This window comes from Streptomyces sp. NRRL F-5123 (assembly GCF_000721495.1).
Classification (GTDB): Bacteria; Actinomycetota; Actinomycetes; order Streptomycetales; family Streptomycetaceae; genus Actinacidiphila.
Map to the genome: position 1 here is coordinate 340,139 of NZ_JOHY01000001.1, position 17,584 is coordinate 357,722.

Annotated in this window: 13 protein-coding genes; 11 read left to right on the forward strand and 2 right to left on the reverse strand. The window is 73.8% G+C overall.

What is annotated here, in order from left to right; genetic code table 11:
* Positions 1 to 156 precede the first annotated feature (156 nt).
* From IH54_RS0101525 to IH54_RS0101535, 3 genes are read left to right on the forward strand one after another with little or no spacing between them, the layout of a single operon-like run.
* Complete coding sequence (locus tag IH54_RS0101525) at positions 157 to 1,239, forward strand: type III polyketide synthase (protein ID WP_031512257.1); 1,083 nt, start codon at positions 157 to 159, stop codon at positions 1,237 to 1,239.
* A gap of 10 nt (positions 1,240 to 1,249) precedes the next feature.
* Positions 1,250 to 1,765, forward strand: coding sequence for an isoprenylcysteine carboxyl methyltransferase family protein (locus IH54_RS0101530; RefSeq protein WP_031512259.1), 516 nt, complete (start codon positions 1,250 to 1,252; stop codon positions 1,763 to 1,765).
* Positions 1,762 to 2,793, forward strand: coding sequence for an NAD(P)/FAD-dependent oxidoreductase (locus IH54_RS0101535; protein ID WP_031512260.1), 1,032 nt, complete (start codon positions 1,762 to 1,764; stop codon positions 2,791 to 2,793). The genes IH54_RS0101530 and IH54_RS0101535 overlap by 4 nt, the downstream gene beginning before the upstream one ends.
* A gap of 136 nt (positions 2,794 to 2,929) precedes the next feature.
* On the opposite strand, the gene IH54_RS0101540 is transcribed toward IH54_RS0101535, so the two are convergent.
* Positions 2,930 to 4,486 (reverse strand): glycoside hydrolase family 43 protein, encoded by a 1,557-nt coding sequence (locus tag IH54_RS0101540; RefSeq protein ID WP_031512262.1) that lies wholly within the window; start codon positions 4,484 to 4,486, stop codon positions 2,930 to 2,932.
* 367 nt (positions 4,487 to 4,853) lie between these two features.
* On the opposite strand from IH54_RS0101540, the gene IH54_RS0101545 reads away from it, so the two are divergent.
* Positions 4,854 to 5,978, forward strand: coding sequence for a LacI family DNA-binding transcriptional regulator (locus tag IH54_RS0101545; protein ID WP_052396938.1), 1,125 nt, complete (start codon positions 4,854 to 4,856; stop codon positions 5,976 to 5,978).
* Here the strand turns inward: IH54_RS0101545 and IH54_RS0101550 are convergent.
* A complete protein-coding gene (locus IH54_RS0101550) occupies positions 5,900 to 6,745 on the reverse strand; it encodes an MIP/aquaporin family protein (RefSeq protein ID WP_031512265.1) in 846 nt (281 codons plus the stop codon). The two genes, IH54_RS0101545 and IH54_RS0101550, sit on opposite strands and share 79 nt — an antisense overlap.
* A 281-nt stretch (positions 6,746 to 7,026) precedes the next feature.
* Here IH54_RS0101550 and IH54_RS0101555 point away from each other — a divergent pair, with 281 nt between their 5' ends.
* The 7 genes from IH54_RS0101555 to IH54_RS0101585 all read left to right on the forward strand — a co-directional run bounded on the left by IH54_RS0101555 (position 7,027) and on the right by IH54_RS0101585 (position 17,524).
* A complete protein-coding gene (locus IH54_RS0101555; RefSeq protein ID WP_031512266.1) occupies positions 7,027 to 9,246 on the forward strand; it encodes an NADP-dependent isocitrate dehydrogenase in 2,220 nt (739 codons plus the stop codon).
* A 193-nt stretch (positions 9,247 to 9,439) separates the two neighbouring features.
* The gene (locus IH54_RS0101560) at positions 9,440 to 10,549 is read left to right on the forward strand and encodes a sugar ABC transporter substrate-binding protein (protein WP_031512268.1); all 1,110 of its coding nucleotides are present in this window, start codon (positions 9,440 to 9,442) and stop codon (positions 10,547 to 10,549) included.
* Positions 10,550 to 10,829: 280 nt separating this feature from the next.
* Positions 10,830 to 13,037 (forward strand): hypothetical protein, encoded by a 2,208-nt coding sequence (locus IH54_RS0101565; RefSeq protein ID WP_031512269.1) that lies wholly within the window; start codon positions 10,830 to 10,832, stop codon positions 13,035 to 13,037.
* Between the two features lie 206 nt (positions 13,038 to 13,243).
* Positions 13,244 to 14,434, forward strand: a complete 1,191-nt coding sequence (locus IH54_RS0101570; protein WP_107060062.1) for a histidine kinase — start codon at positions 13,244 to 13,246, stop codon at positions 14,432 to 14,434.
* Positions 14,431 to 15,219, forward strand: a complete 789-nt coding sequence (locus IH54_RS0101575; RefSeq protein ID WP_031512272.1) for a LytR/AlgR family response regulator transcription factor — start codon at positions 14,431 to 14,433, stop codon at positions 15,217 to 15,219. Before IH54_RS0101570 ends, IH54_RS0101575 begins: the two co-directional genes overlap by 4 nt.
* Entirely contained in the window at positions 15,216 to 15,722 is a 507-nt protein-coding gene (locus IH54_RS0101580; protein ID WP_063762143.1) for a hypothetical protein, read from the forward strand. Before IH54_RS0101575 ends, IH54_RS0101580 begins: the two co-directional genes overlap by 4 nt.
* Positions 15,719 to 17,524 (forward strand): cation acetate symporter, encoded by a 1,806-nt coding sequence (locus IH54_RS0101585; protein ID WP_031512275.1) that lies wholly within the window; start codon positions 15,719 to 15,721, stop codon positions 17,522 to 17,524. The genes IH54_RS0101580 and IH54_RS0101585 overlap by 4 nt, the downstream gene beginning before the upstream one ends.
* Positions 17,525 to 17,584 lie beyond the last annotated feature (60 nt).

Here is a 17,584-nt window from a genome sequence, read left to right on the forward strand (position 1 = left end):
CCCCTTCCGCACGGGGCGCGCGCATGCCGCGCGGGGCGACGGACCAGGGGCCCGGAGGGGGATCCGCGCGGAGAAGCCCGTACCGCCTCCCGGGTGCGGGGCCGACACGCCACGCCCGCGGAGCATATGAGCCGAAATCATACGTATGCTGGGCGAATGACCCGAATCGGCGCCGTTCACGCGGTGCTTCCGCCGTACCGGTACGAGCAGTACGAGATCACGGAAGCGCTCGCGAGACTGACGCCGAGCCCGGCAGGGCAGGAGCGGCGGGGCCCCTCCCGTGTCCCGGGACCCGACGTCCTCGCGCGTATGCACGCCGCGTCCGGCGTACGGACCCGGCACCTCGCGCTCCCCCTCGAGAGCTACGCGCGGCTCACGGGTTTCGGCGAGGCCAACGACCGCTTCATCGAGCAGGCCCAGGTGCTGGGCGGCGAGGCGGTGGGCGGCGCGCTGGAGGCGGCGGGCATCGCGCCGGACGAGGTGGATCTGGTGATCTCCACCTCGGTCACGGGCGTGGCCGCCCCGTCGGTCGAGGCACGGCTCGCGGGACGGCTGGGGCTGCGGCCGGACGTGAAGCGGCTGCCGCTGTTCGGGCTGGGGTGCGCGGGCGGGGCCGCGGGCCTCGCGCGGCTGCACGACTACCTGGACGCTCGCCCGCGCGCGGTGGCCGTCCTGCTGTCGGTGGAGCTGTGCTCGCTGACGCTGCAGCGCGACGACACCTCCGCGGCGAACGCGGTGGCGGGCTCGCTGTTCGGGGACGGCGCCGCCGCGGTCGTGGCGGTGGGGCGGGAGCGGGAGGCGGCCGGGCCGGAGGTGGTGGCGGCCCGCAGCCGCCTCTACCCGGACACCGAGGGCCTGCTCGGCTGGGACATCGGCGCCGGCGGCTTCCGTATCGTGCTGGGCGGCGAGCTGCCCCGGCTGGTGCGCCGTCATGTCGGGCCCGAGATCGAGGACTTCCTCGCCGGGCACGGGCTGAAGCCGCGGGACGTGACCGGCTGGGTGTGCCATCCGGGCGGCCCGCGGGTGCTGGAGGCGGTGCGCGAGGCGCTGGACCTGCCGGCCCGCGCGCTGGAGGCGTCCTGGCGCTCGCTCGCCGAGGTCGGCAACCTCTCGTCGGCGTCGGTGCTGCACATCCTGCACGACGTGCTCTCGGGCGAGCGCCCGCTGTCCGGCAGCCCGGGGCTGGTGATGGCGATGGGGCCGGGCTTCTGCTCCGAGACCGTCCTGCTGCGCTGGTAGGGGGCCGCCGATGTCCGCGTACACCCTGCTGGTGCTGCTCGTGGCCGCCGAGCGGCTGCTCGAACTGGTCGCGGCCCGCCGCGGCGCGCGCTGGAGCTTCGCGCGCGGCGGCACGGAGTTCGGCGCCGGGCACTACCCGGTGATGGTGCTGCTGCACACCGGGCTGCTGGCCGGCTGCCTGGCCGAGGTCCACGCCGCCGGGCGGCCGTTCGTCCCCGCGCTGGGCTGGCCGATGCTGGGGCTCGCGCTCGCCGCACAGGCGCTGCGCTGGTGGTGCGTCGGGACACTGGGGCCGCGCTGGAACACCCGGGTGATCGTCGTCCCGGGGCTGCCGCTGGTGGACCGCGGGCCGTACCGGGTGCTGCGGCACCCCAACTACCTGGCCGTGGTGGTGGAAGGCGCGGCGCTGCCACTGGTGCACGGGGCGTGGCTGACGGCGCTGTGCTTCAGCCTGGCGAACGCCGCCCTGCTCGCGGTGCGGCTGCGGTGCGAGAACGCCGCTCTCGCGACGGCGGCGCCCGCGTGATCGACCTGCTGGTGGCGGGCGGCGGTCCGGCGGGCCTGGCAACCGCGATCCACGCCGCCCGCGCGGGCCTCGACGTGGTGGTCGCGGAGCCCCGGCCCGGGCCGGTGGACAAGGCGTGCGGCGAGGGCCTGATGCCCTCGGCGGTACGGCGGCTGGCCGCGCTGGGCGTGGACGTGCCGGGCGCCACGCTGCACGGCATCGCGTACCTGGACGGGCGGCACCGCGCCGAGGCCCGCTTCCGCGGCGCGCCCGGGCGGGGGGTGCGGCGCACCGCGCTGCACGCCGCGCTCGCGGAGACCGCGGCGGGACTCGGCGTGCGGACCCTGCCGCTGCGGGTCGACGGCGTGCGGCAGGACGCCCGCAGCGTCACCGCCGCCGGCATCACAGCCCGCTACCTGGCCGCGGCCGACGGGCTGCACTCGCCGCTCCGGCGGGCGCTGCGGCTCGGCACGGACGGCGGACCGGCCGCGGCGGGGGAGCGGCCCGCCCGCTACGGGCTGCGCCGGCATTTCGCGGTGCCGCCGTGGAGCGACGTCGTCGAGGTGCACTGGTCGGCGCGCGCCGAGGCGTACGTCACGCCGGTCGGCCCGGATCTGGTGGGCGTCGCGGTGCTGACCGCCGACCGCGGCCCCTTCGCCGCGCACCTCGCCGCCTTCCCGCGGCTGCTGGAGCGGCTGCCCGCGCAGGCCGCGACCGCGGCCCGCGGCGCCGGTCCGATGCGGCAGCGGGTACGTGCCAGGAGGGCGGGCCGGGTGATGCTGGTGGGCGACGCGGCGGGCTACGTCGACGCGCTGACCGGCGAAGGCGTCGCGGTGGCGCTGGCGGCTGCCGAGCAGCTGGTCCGCTGCGTGCTGGCGGACCGCCCGCAGGACTACGACGCGGCATGGCGCCGTGTCACCCGCGACTACCGGCTGCTGACCGGCTCCCTGCTGTGGCTGCGCGACCGCCCCTGGTCGGCCCGCCGTATCGTCCCGGCCGCCGCCCGCTGCCCGGCGCTCTTCAGCGCCGCGGTCAACCGCCAGTCCTGACGGCCCGTCCGCACGGGTCCGGTGCCGGGGACGCCCCCCTCAAGGCGTCCCCGGCTGTGGCGCCGTACGCCCGGCCCACGCGCCGGGCGTACGGCTCTCCCTCCCGCACCGGCGGCGGGGTCCATGGGGGAACCGGCTAGTCGGCCGCGGGGCCGTAGCGGAACCAGTCGTAGTCGGCGTGGCCCGTGCCGCCCGCGGGGCCGGTCGCGTACGGGCCGAGGTAGACGCCGGTGAAGCCGCCGGCGACCTGGCTGCTGAGGAAGCGGCCGTCGACGGTGCCGACGTCGCGGCGGCCGTCCGGGGACCGGGTCACGGAGAAGGTGTAGGCCTGGCCGCGGGTGCGCAGGGCCAGCCGCAGCGGGCCCGGGCCGACCGGGAGTTCGCCGCGGACGGTGCTCGTGCCGGCGACGTGCTCGGTCAGCCGCACCACGGTGCCGCCGTCCGCGGCGGTCGTGACCAGCAGCGTGATGTGGTGGGTGTCGTTCTGGAGAACCGCGATCCCCGCGGCCTCGCCCGGCGCGCCGGGCGTGAAGTCCAGCTCGGTCTCGGCGGCGCAGTCGATGTGCTGCTGGCGGCGCCCGACGAAGGCGGGGGTGCTGCGCTCGGCGAGGGTCTGCGGGAGCAGCCGCAGCCGCAGGTGGCCGGGCCGCTCGGTGAGGCTGTAGGCGTCGGCGGCGGGGCCGCGCAGCAGGTTCCAGACGGCGGTGTCGAGCGTGCCGGCGTCGAAGTGGTCGGTGGTGTCCGGCACGGGCCAGGGGTGCGCGGGCAGCGCGACCTCGACATGCTCGGTGAGCCGCCCCTCGCCGGGGTTGAGGACCGGCCAGCCGTGCTCCCACTCCACGCGGGCCAGGAAGGTCTCGCGGCCGAGGTTGGAGTGCGGGCCGCCGTAGATGCGGGAGGCCAGCATGAGCGCGTACCAGTCGCCCGCCGGGGTCTGGACGAGGTCGGCGTGGCCCACGCCCGACACCGGGTAGGAGCGGCCCAGGTGGCGGTGGGTGAGCACCGGGTTGCCGGGGTGGTTCTCGTACGGGCCGGTCAGCTCGCGGCTGCGGGCCACGGTCACGGCGTGCTCGTGGGCGGTGCCGCCCTCGGCGAGCAGCAGCACGTACCAGCCGTCGACCTTGTAGATGTGCGGGCCCTCGGCCCAGCGGGCGTCGACCAGCGCGCCGCTGAAGAGCACGTGCTCGGGGCCGGTGAGCTTGCCGGCCTCCAGGTCCAGGCCGCGCAGCCAGATCTCGGTGCGGCCGCCGGTGCCGGGGATCTCGCGGGTGCCGAGCAAGTGGGCCGAGCCGTCGTCGTCGAAGAAGAGCGAGGGGTCGAAGCCGGGCGCCTCGGGCAGCCACACCGGGTCGGACCAGTCGCCGGCCGGGTCGTCGGCGGAGATCAGGAAGTTGCCGGAGGCGCCGCGCCCAGCGACGACCGTGCAGACCAGGTGGTAGCGGCCGTCGGCGTACCGCAGCGTCGGCGCGTAGATGCCGCCGCTCGCCTTGATGCCGCCGAGGTCGATCTGGTCGGCGCGGTCGATCGCGTGGCCGATCGGCCGCCAGTGGACGAGGTCCCGGCTGTGGTGCAGCGGGATGGCGGGGTGGTAGGCGAAGGACGAGCTGGCCAGGTAGTAGTCCTGCCCGACGCGGATCACCGACGGGTCGGGGAAGCAGCCGGGGAGGACCGGGTTGGTCGCCGTGAGCGTCATGGGTGATGCGTGTCCTTCGCTGGCCGAAACTTTTCGGGCGCACACCGCAGACCGCGTCAGGTCTGCGGCCGGGTCGCCGGTGACCCGGTCAACGCTCTCGTGGTCATCGGCGCTGACCACGAGAGCGCCGCCGTGCCCGCCGCGGCGGGCGGGAAGGTGCCCGCGCGGAGGTCGTGCTGGGACGCCCCGGAGCGTCGAAACTTGCGAAATGCTGTCGGAAGTTTCAGCGTGACGTTAGAAGCGGCGACCGGTCCCGTCAACCCTCCCGCCGCAACTCGCCCGCGCGGCGGGCCCGTACGCCCGCCCGCGGAGCCCGGACGGGCCGGTGTCCGCCGCGCACCGGTGCTGCGGGCCCGGGGCGTTGCCTATGCTGGGAGCCCACCTGCGACAGGAGGCACCGGTGGCGGCAGACAGCGCGGGCCGGGTCACGATCGCCGACATCGCCCGCGAGGCCGGGGTGTCCCTGCCCACGGTCTCCCGGGTGCTCAACGGGCGAAGCGACGTGGCCGCGGCCACCCGGCGCCGGATCGAGGACCTGCTGGCCGAGCACGGCTACCGGCGCCGCGCCGGCAGCGGCGCGAGCCGCGCCAACCTCATCGACCTGGTGTTCAACGACCTCGACAGCCCCTGGGCGGTGGAGATCCTGCGCGGCGTGGAGAAGGTCGCGCACGCCGCCGGCGTCGGCGCGGTGGTCTCCGCGGTGCACCACCACGCGGCCTCCATGCAGCAGTGGCTGGTCGGGGTGCGCTCGCGCAACTCCGACGGCGTGATCCTGGTCACCTCGCAGCCCGCGCCGCAGCTGAACGCCGAGCTGCGGCGGCTCGGCATGCCGCTCGTGGTGATCGACCCCGCGGGCGTGCCGACCTTCGACATCCCGACCATCGGCGCCACCAACTGGGCCGGCGGCCGCAGCGCGGTGCTGCACCTGCTGGGCCTCGGCCACCGCCGGATCGGCATCATCACCGGGCCGCCCGCCCTGCTGTGCAGCCGCGCCCGGCTGGACGGCTACCGCGCCGCCCTGGAGTCGGCCGGCGCCGAGGTCGACGACGCCCTGGTGCGGGAGGGGGACTTCTCGCACGAGTCGGGCTTCACCCTCGGCGCCGAGCTGCTGGCCGCCGCGCGCCCGCCGACCGCGGTCTTCGCCTCCAGCGACCAGATGGCGCTGGGCGTCTACGAGGCCGCCCGGCAGCGCGGCCTGCGGGTGCCCGACGACCTGAGCGTGGTCGGCTTCGACGACCTCCCGCAGGCCCGCTGGTCGCCGCCGCCGCTGACGACGGTGCGGCAGCCGCTCGCCGAGATGGGCGCGGCCGCCGCCGACATGCTGCTGCAGCTCGTCCAGGGCCGCACCCCCGACGTGCTGCGGGTGGAGCTGTCGACGTCCCTGGTGGTCCGCGACAGCTCCGCCGCGCCGCGTCAGGACTCCGACGCCGGCACCCGGCCCGGCGGCTCGGGCTCGGCGGTGGGCAGGAACCGCCCCACGAAGATCTTGTAGAGCGCCCCGCCCAGCACTCCGCCGACCAGGGGGCCGAGGATCGGCACCCACCAGTAGAAATTCCCCCACTGGTCCCGCCAGGCGGAGTGGTAGCCGGTGATGAAGCTGGCCAGCCGGGGGCCGAGGTCACGGGCCGGGTTGATGGCGTAGCCCGCGTTGGCGCCGTAGGCCATGCCGATCGCCACCACGATCAGGCCGATGATGAACGCGCCGAGGTTGGCGCCCGGCGGGGTGTTGAGCACGTCGGTGACGGCCAGGATCAGCAGCAGCAGGATCGCGGTGCCGATCACCTGGTCGCGGAAGGCCCCCCACTCGTGCACCCCGGCGGTCAGCGAGCCGTTGCCGGGCAGCGTGGAGAAGACGATCTGCGTCTTGAAGGTGTGCCCGGGGTCGGCGTGCCCGAGGATCTCGCTGTAGTTCCAGCGCACGATCAGCGCCGCGACGAAGGCACCCGCGGTCTGCGCGAGCGCGTACGGCACCACCTTGCGCCACGGGAAGCCCTTGAAGGCCGCGAGCGTCAACGTCACCGCCGGGTTGAGGTGCGCGCCGCTGAGCCGGGCCGCCACGTACACGCCGAGCGTCACGCCCAGGCCCCAGGCCCAGGCGATCGCGTCGTGCCCGCCGAGGCCGCCCTTGGGGGCGGTGAGGTCGCCGCCCGCGACCACCTGGGCGACCACCCCGGCGCCGATCAGCAGCAGGATCATCGTCCCGGCGAACTCCGCCGCCAGCTCGCCGACCAGTCCCGAGCCCCGTGCACGTGACGCCATGGCTACCGCTTCCCGCCGGCCCCGCGGGCCGACTGTGGTCGCTGTCGAGTGCGCGCACCGCTCCGGTGCGTGAGAGATCCACCGAAACACGGGCGCGGCGCGGGGGCGCGCGGGATTAGCCCGTCCGGTCGGAGCGCGGCCCGGTCGCGATGGCGGGCGAGGGGGCGCGCCGCGGCAGGCGCGCCCCCTCGTCGTGCTCCCGACGGCAACGGGATATCTTGATATCAAGCAATGTTCTCGATGCCGGCAACGTAGTGCTGGAAACTGGAGCGGAGTAACCGGTGGCTGACTCGACCATCATCTATACGCACACCGACGAGGCGCCTGCCCTGGCGACGTATTCGTTCCTGCCGGTGGTCGAGGCCTACGCCTCGACGGCCGGCGTCACGGTCGAGAGCCGTGACATCTCGCTGGCGGGCCGGATCATCGCCGCCTTCCCGGAGTATCTCGAGGAGGGGCAGCGGATCGACGACGCGCTCGCGGAGCTGGGCCGGCTGGCCCGCACGCCGGGTGCGAACATCATCAAGCTGCCGAACGTCTCGGCGTCCATCCCGCAGCTCAAGGCCGCCCTGGCCGAGCTCCAGCAGCAGGGCTACGCGCTGCCCGACTACCCGGACGACCCCAAGTCGGACGAGGAGCGCGACATCCGCGCCCGCTACGACAAGATCAAGGGCAGCGCCGTCAACCCGGTGCTGCGCGAGGGCAACTCCGACCGCCGCGCCCCCGCCTCGGTCAAGAACTACGCCAAGGCCCACCCGCACCGCATGGGCGCCTGGACGCCGGAGTCGAAGACCAACGTGGCGACCATGGCCGCGGACGACTTCCGCAGCACCGAGAAGTCCGCGGTGATCGCCGCCGACGGCGCGCTGCGCATCGAGCTGGCCGGCGACGACGGCAGCACCACCGTGCTGCGCGAGTCGGTGCCGGTGCTGGCCGGCGAGGTCGTCGACGCCTCCGTGATGCGGGTCGCCGCGCTGCGCGAGTTCCTGGCCGCCCAGGTCGCCCGCGCCAAGGCCGAGGGCGTGCTGTTCTCGGTGCACCTGAAGGCCACCATGATGAAGGTCTCCGACCCGATCATCTTCGGCCACGTCGTGCGCGCCTTCTTCCCGAAGACCTTCGCGGAGTACGGCGCCGCGCTCGCCTCCGCCGGGCTCACCCCCAACGACGGCCTCGGCGGCATCCTCAAGGGCCTGGAGTCGCTGCCCGAGGGCGACCAGGTCAAGGCGTCCTTCGAGGCCGAACTGGCCGACGGCCCGCTGCTGGCCATGGTCGACTCCGACCGCGGCATCACCAACCTGCACGTACCCAGCGACGTCATCGTGGACGCCTCGATGCCGGCCATGATCCGCACCTCCGGCCACATGTGGGGCCCGGACGGCAACGAGGCCGACACCCTCGCGGTCATCCCGGACAGCAGCTACTCCGGCGTCTACCAGACCGTCATCGACGACTGCCGCGCGCACGGCGCCCTGGACCCGGCCACCATCGGCTCGGTGCCGAACGTCGGCCTGATGGCGCAGGCCGCCGAGGAGTACGGCAGCCACGACAAGACCTTCGAGATCCCGGTCACCGGCACCGTACGCGTCCTGGACGCCGGCGGCGAGGCGGTCCTGGAGCAGGTCGTCAGCGCCGGCGACATCTTCCGGATGTGCCAGACCAAGGACGTGCCGATCCGCGACTGGGTCAAGCTCGCCGTCACCCGGGCCCGCGCCACCGGCGCCCCGGCGGTCTTCTGGCTCGACGAGGGCCGCGCGCACGACGCCAACCTGATCGCCAAGGTCCGCGAGTACCTGCCCGAGCACGACACCGACGGCCTCACGATCGAGATCATGACGCCGGAGGCCGCCACCGCGTACTCGCTGGAGCGCATCCGCCGCGGCGAGGACACCATCTCGGTGACCGGCAACGTGCTGCGCGACTACCTGACCGACCTCTTCCCGATCCTGGAGCTGGGCACCAGCGCCAAGATGCTCTCGATCGTCCCGCTGATCAACGGCGGCGGCCTGTTCGAGACCGGCGCCGGCGGCTCCGCCCCCAAGCACGTCCAGCAGCTGGTCAAGGAGAACTACCTGCGCTGGGACAGCCTCGGCGAGTTCTTCGCGCTCGCCGCGAGCTTCGAGCACCTGGCGAACGCCACCGGCAACGCGCGGGCGCAGATCCTCGCGGACACCCTGGACCGCGCCACCGGCACCTTCCTCAACGAGGACAAGTCGCCGAGCCGCCGCCTCGGCGGTATCGACAACCGCGGCAGCCACTTCTACCTCGCCCTGTACTGGGCGCAGGAGCTGGCGTCGCAGTCCGACGACGCGGCTCTCGCGGCGGCCTTCGAGGGGCTCGCGAAGACCCTCGCGGAGCACGAGGAGGCCATCGTTACCGAATTGATCGCTGTCCAGGGGCAGCCCGCGGACATCGGCGGCTACTACCAGCCGGACCCCGCGAAGGCGGCCGCCGTGATGCGCCCGTCGGCCACGTTCAACCAGGCCATCGCCTCGCTGGGCTGATCGGCAGCCCCTTCGGACACCTGTCCGCAACACCCCTGTCACCCCGGCCGGTCGGTCACCGAGCCGGGGTGACGGCGTCTCGGTGCGTGATCCCTCCGATGATTTACTTCTTGACGAGCGGGCAGGGTGCCGAGTTGACTTCGCGGCACGTGGGCCGCGTCGTGGCGGCCTTATCAGGGGAGGCACCGCCCAAATGAACACGACAGCCCGCCGAATTGTCGTCGGAACCGCAGTGGCCGCGCTGGCGCTCGCCATGGGCGCGTGCGGCAAGGCCGGTGACGACAAGAAGTCCGACACCAAGGACAGCAGCGCCAGCAGCGGCGGCGGCAACAAGTCCATCGGTCTGCTGCTGCCGGACACCGTCACGGCCCGCTACGAGAAGTTCGACCGGCCGCTCATCGAGCAGAAGATCAAGGAGCTGTGCTCCGACTGCAGCGTGGAGTACGCCAACGCGGGCGGCGACCCGGCCAAGCAGGCGCAGCAGGTCAGCGCGATGGTCGCCAAGGGCGTCAAGGTGCTGATCCTGGACGCGCAGGACTACGTCGGCATCAGGTCCTCGGTCCAGGCGGCGGTGGAGAAGGGCATCAAGGTCGTCGCGTACGACCGTCTCGCGCAGGGCCCGGTGTCGGCCTACGTGTCCTACGACAACGAGAAGGTCGGCGAGCTGCAGGGCCAGGCGCTGCTGGACGCGATGGGCGCCAACGCCACCCCGCAGTCCAAGATCGTGATGATCGACGGCGACGAGGCCGACCCCAACGCGGCGGAATTCAAGGCGGGCGCGCACAAGGTCCTGGACGGCAAGGTGACCGTCGCCTACGAGCAGTCCGGCCTGTGGAAGGGCGATGTCGCCAACCAGAAGGTCACCGCGGCGATCAGCTCGGTCGGCAAGGACAACATCAAGGGCGTCTACTCCGCCAACGACACGATGGCCGGCGGTATCGCCACCGCCCTGCACGCCAAGGACATCAACGTACCGCTGACCGGCCAGGACGCCGACCTGGCCGCGATCCAGCGGATCCTGACGGGCAGCCAGACCTCCACCGTCTACAAGGCCGCCAAGCCGGAGGCCTTCGCGACCGCCGAGATCGCGGTGGACCTGCTCCAGGGCAAGGACTTCAAGTCCGTCGCCGACACCACCAAGAAGAGCGGTTCCGGCGAGATGGTGCCGGCCAAGCTGCTCGACGCGGTCTCGGTGACCAAGGCGAACATCAAGGACACCGTGCTCGCCGACGGCACCTACACCGCCGCGCAGATCTGCACCGGTGACGCCGCCGCCGCCTGCGCCGCGGCCGGCGTCAAGTAACCACCGCCGAGCGGCACCGCACCACCGCAGCACAGAGCGGGATTCACGCGTCCAGCGCGTGAATCCCGCTCTTCTTCTTGACGGCATGCCATGGCCCCCTTGACACTGCCTTACGGATTCAGGGGTTCCTTCATCCGCAGACTGAGAGCGTTTTCAACCAGCTGAATCCAAGGGCCGTGGCCGTGTCATGGCCTGAAATGCGCAGTGCTGAGCGCGATTCGACCCCCACATACGCGCTGACCTGGCCTTCACTTCGCGAAGCCAGGGAAAGGACCTCACCATGCGCAGAACCCTCCTCCCGGACCGGCCCCGGACGCCCTCCCGCCGGCGCCCCGTCGCCCTGTCGGCCGCGCTGGTCCTCGCCCTCGCCGGGCTGCTGGGCCTGATCGGCACCGCCGGAAGCGCCTCGGCGGCCTCCGACTGGACCCAGAGCGTGTCCGAACCCACCTCCACGCAGGCGAAGTTCACCTTCACCCCCACCTCGCCCGCGAGCTATGTGATCATCCACTACCAGGCGGGCGCCGCCGGCCAGCAGAACGTGCAGATGGCCGCCTCCGGCAGCAGCTGGACGTACACCGTCTCACCGGTGTCCGCCGGCACCGTCCTGACGTACTCGTTCACGTACACCAAGAACGGCCCGCAGTACGACACCCCGCAGTTCACGTACACCCAGGGCAGCGGCGGCGCCACCAGCACGGGCACCAGCACCGGAACGAGCACGGGCACCAGCACGGGCACGAGCACCGGCACCAGCACCGGCACCAGCGGCGGCAGCACGGGCGGGACGACGCCGCCTGCGGGCAACTGCACCGGGCAGTCCGACACCCCGGACTTCGGGCCCAACGTGCACGTCTTCGACCCCTCGATGGGCAACGCCGCCATCCAGGCGCAACTGGACGCGCAGTTCAACCAGATGAAGGACACCGGCACCGCGCAGTTCAGCGAGAACCGGGTCGCCGACCTGTTCAAGCCGGGCACCTACAACGTCGAGGACAACGTCGGCTTCTACACCTCCGTCGCGGGCCTGGGCCAGAACCCCGACCAGGTCACGATCAACGGCGACGTCACCGTCGACGCCTTCAACGCCTCCGACGCGGGCAACGCCACCCAGAACTTCTGGCGCAGCGCGGAGAACCTGGCGATCAACCCCTCCAGCGGCACCAACCGCTGGGCCGTCGCGCAGGCCGCGCCCTTCCGCCGGATCGACGTGCACGGCAACCTCGCCCTCTACCCGGCCGGTTACGGCTGGGCCAGCGGCGGCTACATCGCCGACACCAAGGTCAGCGGTCAGACCGCCTCGATCTCCCAGCAGCAGTGGTACACCCGCGACAGCAACCTGGGCAGCTGGGACGGCGGCGTGTGGAACATGGTCTTCTCCGGAGTGGCCGGCGCGCCCGGCAACACCTTCCCCAACCCGCCGGAGACCACGCTCGGCACCACCCCCGTCTCGCGCGACGTGCCCTACCTCTACATCGACGGCAGCGGCAAGTACCGCGTCTTCCTGCCCTCACTGCGGCAGAACGCGTCCGGCGCGAGCTGGGCGAACGGCTCCACCGCCGGCAGTTCGCTGCCGATGAGCCAGTTCTACGTGGTCAAGCCCGGCGACACCGCGGCCACCGTCAACAGCGCCCTGGCGGCGGGCTGCAACCTGTTCGTCACCCCCGGCGTGTACCACCTCAGCCAGACGCTCCAGGTGAACCGGGCCGACACCGTGGTCCTCGGCATCGGCTACCCGACCTTCGTACCCGACAACGGCGTCAACGCCATGCAGGTCGCCGATGTGGACGGGGTCCGCCTCAAGGGCCTGCTCTTCGACGCCGGCACCACCAACTCGCCGGCGCTGCTGACGATCGGCCCGTCCGGCTCGGCCGCGAGCCACGCGAGCGACCCGACGAGCATCCAGGACGTCTTCTTCCGCATCGGCGGCGAGCGCGCGGGCAAGGCCACCACCTCGCTCGTCGTCAACAGCGACAACACCCTCATCGACCACATCTGGGCCTGGCGCGCCGACCACGGCAACGCCGGGACGGTCGGCTGGGGCACCAACACCGCCGACACCGGCCTGGTCGTCAACGGCGACAACGTGCTGGCGACCGGCCTGTTCGTGGAGCATTACCAGAAGTACGAGGTGATCTGGAACGGCAACGGCGGCCGCACGATCTTCTTCCAGAACGAGAACCCGTACGACCCGCCGAACCAGGCCGCCTGGACGAACCCGAACGGCCGCAACGGCTACGCGGCCTACAAGGTGGCCGACGGCGTCACCAGCCACGAGGCGTGGGGCCTGGGCAGCTACTGCTACTTCAACGTCAACCCCGCGGTGAACAACTACCACGCCTTCGAGGTGCCCAACACCTCCGGCGTGCGCTTCCACTCCGTGCTCACCGTCTCGCTGGGCAATGTCGGCACCATCAGCCATGTCATCAACGACACCGGCGCCGTCACCCCGACGAACACCACGCCCGTCAACGTCGTCAACTTCCCCTGAACGGCGGTGTTCTCCGCACACGCGCCGGGTTCCCGCAGCACGCGGGGCCCGGCGTCCGGCGTCGAGGGGCCGGGGGCGCGCGGGGCCGAGCGGCCGGGCCCCCGCGTGCCGTGGGGCCGAGGGGCCGGGGCGCGCGGGGGGAGCGCGCGACGCGCACCGAATCCGCCCCGGCCGCACCCGTGACGTGATCGCGCTACGGGCCGATAATGCCGCTCATGAAGTCGGCGATCACCTGGGTGTCCGTCACGCTGGTGATCACCGGCGCGGCGGCCGCGCTGTTCTGGCTGGTCCGCGGCCGCCGCGCGTTCGGCACCCCGGTGGAGCGCGCCGCCTTCGCCGCGCTGCACGAGGCCTCGCTCGCCGCTCCGCTGCTGCGCGACGGGCTCAACCCCGAGTCGGCCCGCAAGGCCGCGCGCCATCTGCGGGCGCTGCTGGCCACCCCGGCGCTCGCCGTGGTCGCCGGCGGCGAGCTGCTGGCGTGGGACGGCGCCGGGCGCCGGCACGCGGCGCAGGCCGTCGCCCACACCGCGGACGCGATGGAGGCCGGCCGCCCCTGGCTGGTGCCCGTCGGCGCGATCGAATGCGCCGACCTGGACTGCCCGGTGCGCGCCGCCGTGGTGGTGCCGCTCGTCGTCGACGGCCTGGTGGTCGGCGCCCTCACCGTCTACGCCCGCCAGGTCTCGGCCGGGCTGGTGCGGGCCGCCGGCGAGGTCGCACACTGGGTCATCGCCCAGCTGGAGCTGGCCGAGCTCGACCGCTCCCGCACCCGCATGGTCGAGGCGGAACTGCGCGCGCTGCGCGCCCAGATATCCCCGCACTTCGTCTACAACTCCCTCACCGCCATCGCGTCCTTCGTGCGCACCGACCCGGCCCGGGCCCGCGAGCTGCTGCTGGAGTTCGCCGAGCTGACCCGCTACAGCCTGCGCAAGCACGGCGAGTTCAGTACCCTCGCCGAGGAGCTGCGGTCGGTGGACCGGTATCTGCGGCTGGAACGCGCCCGGTTCGGCGCCCGGCTGCGGGTCGACCTGCTGATCGCCCCCGAGGTCCTGCCCGTCGCCGTGCCCTTCCTCTGCCTCCAGCCGATCGTGGAGAACGCGGTACGGCACGGCCTGGGCCCCAAGGCGACCCCGGGGCTCATCACCATCAGGGCCGAGGACGCCGGCGCGGAGTGCCGGATCAGCGTGGAGGACGACGGCGTGGGCATGGACCCCGAGGAGGTACGGCTCCAGCTCGCGGGCGAGGCGGAGGGCGACTCGCTGGGCCTGGGCAACGTCGACGAGCGGCTGCGCGCGGTCTTCGGCGACGACTACGGGCTCGTCGTGGAGACCGCGCCGGGCGCCGGGACCAAGGTCAACGTCCGGGTGCCGAAGTACCGGAACGGAGTGCACGCCTCATGAGACCCCTGCGGATCCTCGCCGTGGACGACGAGCCGCCCGCCCTGGACGACCTCAGCTACCTGCTGCGCGGCGACCACCGGGTCGGCCGGGTGCTGGCCGCCGACAGCAGCGCCGCGGCCCTGCGGCTGCTGGAGGCCGAGCCCGTCGACGCGGTTTTCTGCGACATCCGCATGCCGGGTCTTGACGGCCTGGACCTGGTCCGGGTGCTGGGCCGCTTCGCCCACCCGCCGGCGGTCGTCTTCGTCACCGCCTACGAGGACTTCGCCGTCGACGCCTTCGCCCTCAAGGCCTGCGACTACCTCCTCAAGCCGGTCGGCGGCGAGCGCCTCGCCGAGGCGGTGCGGCGCGTCGCCGCGCTGCTGGACGCGCCCGCGGAGCCGCGCGGCGAGGCCCGTGAGGAGCGGCCCGCCGAGCGCCGCGCCCCCGGCCCCGGGCCCGAGCGCATACCCGTCGACCTCGGCGGGGTCACGCGCTTCGTCTCCCGCGACGACGTCGCCTACGTCGAGGCCCAGGGCGACTACGTCCGGCTGCACACCGCGGGCCGAGCGCCGCTGGTCCGGGTGCCGCTCGCCGTGCTCGCCGAACGCTGGGAGCCGCACGGCTTCCTGCGCATCCACCGCAGCTTCCTGGTCTCGCTGCGGCACGTCGAGGAGCTGCGCTCGGACGCCGGTCACTGGACCGTACGCGTCGCGGGCACCGAACTCCCCGTCAGCCGCCGCCACACCCGCCAGCTGCGGGACGTGCTGGTGCGCTGGGCGCCCGCCCCCGGACCGGACACCGTATGACCGGCGGGCCGGGCGAGGCACCCCAGGCGGCGCGCCGGGTCGCCGTCTCCGCACCGCGCCGGCACCGCGCCGGCGGCTACTCCGCCCGCGCCCGCGCCGCCGACCTGCACGCCCAGCCGCAGCTCGCCCAGGTCTACGTGCGCTCCCTGGTGCGCAACCAGCTGCGGCTCGCCCTCGGGGTGCTGGCCGTGCTGGGCGCGGTGCTCGGCGGGCTGCCCGCCGCCTTCGCGCTGCTGCCGGGGCTGCGCACCGCGACCGTCCTCGGGATCCGGCTGCCCTGGCTGCTGCTGGGCGTCGTGGCCTACCCGCTGCTGGTGGGCGCGGCAGCCTTCCACGTCCGGCACGCCGAGCGCGTCGAACGGGACTTCACCGACCTGCTGGGCGGCCCGGACCCCGCGGAGGCGCGACCGGCTCCCGAGCCGCGGCCGGGCGGCCCCGACGAGGCGGAGCCGCCGGACGGCGGACCCGACGCGCCGCACGAACCCCCGCGCGCCGCCCGGTGAACCCGGGCCTGGGCCTGGCCGCCCTCGCCGTCGTGCTGGTCGCCACCGCCGCCTTCGGCATCTACGGCCTGCGGCTGTCGCGCGCCACCTCGGACTTCTACGTCGCCTCCCGCGAGGTCTCCCCGCTGTGGAACGCCGCGGCGATCGGCGGCGAGTATCTCTCGGCGGCCTCCTTCCTGGGCGTCGCCGGGCTCGTCATGGCCTACGGCGTGGACATGCTGGCCTACCCGGTCGGCTACACCGCCGGGTATCTGGTGCTGCTCCTGCTGGTCGCCGCGCCCCTGCGGCGCTCGGGCGCGTACACCCTGCCGGACTTCGCCGAGGAGCGGCTCGGCTCGGTCGCGGTGCGCCGGGTCGCCGCGGTGCTGGTCGCGGTCATCGCGTGGCTCTACCTGGTTCCGCAGCTGCAGGGTGCCGGCCTGACGCTGGAGACGGTGACGGGCGCGCCACGCTGGACCGGAGCGCTCGTCGTCGCCGTGGTGGTGGTCGGGGTCGCGGCGGCGGGCGGCATGCGCTCGGTCACGCTCGTCCAGGGCTTCCAGTTCTGGCTGAAACTCACCGCCATCGCCGTGCCCGTCGTCTTCCTGGTGCTGGCCTGGCGTTCGGCCGGCGCGCCCGCCCTCACCGGCCCCGACGTCCCGCGCTTCCACGGCACCACCGTCGTACGCCTCCAGGACGCGGTGCGCTTCGACGTCACCGCCCCGGTGACGGTACGGGTCACCGGCACCCTCGACGGCAGGACGTACCCGGCCCCGCCCGCGGACACCGCAGGCCCGCACCCCTCAGGCAGCGGCCCAGCCACCGTACGGCTCGGCAAGGGCGGGCACACCGCGGCCGGCGGGGCCGCACTGACCTTCCCGGGCGGCGCCGCTGTCCCGCACCGCCACGGGCTCACCCCCGCCACCGGCGCGAGCTGGGCGAACCCGCTGTCCGGCGCGGGCGGCAGATCCCATCCGCTGTACGCGCTCTACTCGATCCTGCTGGCCACGCTACTCGGCACGATGGGCCTGCCGCACGTCCTGGTCCGCTTCTACACCAACCCCGACGGCCGCGCCGCGCGCCGCACCACCGTGCTGGTGCTCGTCCTGCTCAGCGCCTTCTACCTGCTGCCGACGGTCTACGGGGCGCTCGGCCGGGTACTGGCGCCGCAACTGCTGCTCACCGGGCAGACCGACACCGCGGTCCTGGTGCTGCCGCAGCTCACGCAGGCGGGGGAGGGCGGCCGCCTGCTGGCCGCGCTCGCGACCGCGGGTGCCTTCGCCGCCTTCGTGTCCACCGCCTCGGGCCTGACCGTGTCGGTGGCCGGCGTGGTGTCGCAGGACCTGCTGCGCGGCTCCACCCGCGGTTTCCGCTGGGCGTCGCTGGTCGCGGGGGTGCCGCCGCTGGTGATGGCCACCGCGACCGACGGCCTGCCGGTCGCCGACGCGATCGGGCTGGCCTTCGCGGTGGCCGCGTCGTCGTTCTGCCCGCTGCTGGTGCTGGGCATCTGGTGGCGCGGGCTGACCGACCGCGGGGCGCTGCTCGGGCTCGTCGCAGGGGGCGGGCTGGCCGCGGTCGCGGTGGTGCTCACCAGCGTCCGCGGGCCGGGCAGCGGCTGGAGCGCGGCCCTGCTGGAGCAGCCCGCGGCCTGGACTGTGCCGGTCTCCTTCGCCGTGATGGTCACGGTGTCGCTGCTGACCCGGCACCGCCTCTCGCCGGCCGCGGTGGACCGGGTGATGCTGCGGATGCACCTGCCCGAGGAGGTCGGTTCGGGCCCTGCGCCGCTGCCCGGCCCCCGCGCGTCCGCTGCCGAGCGCGCCTGACCCGGCTCCCCGCCGTACCGCCGGCCGCCGCCTGAGCGGGCTCCCCGCCGTACCGCCCGG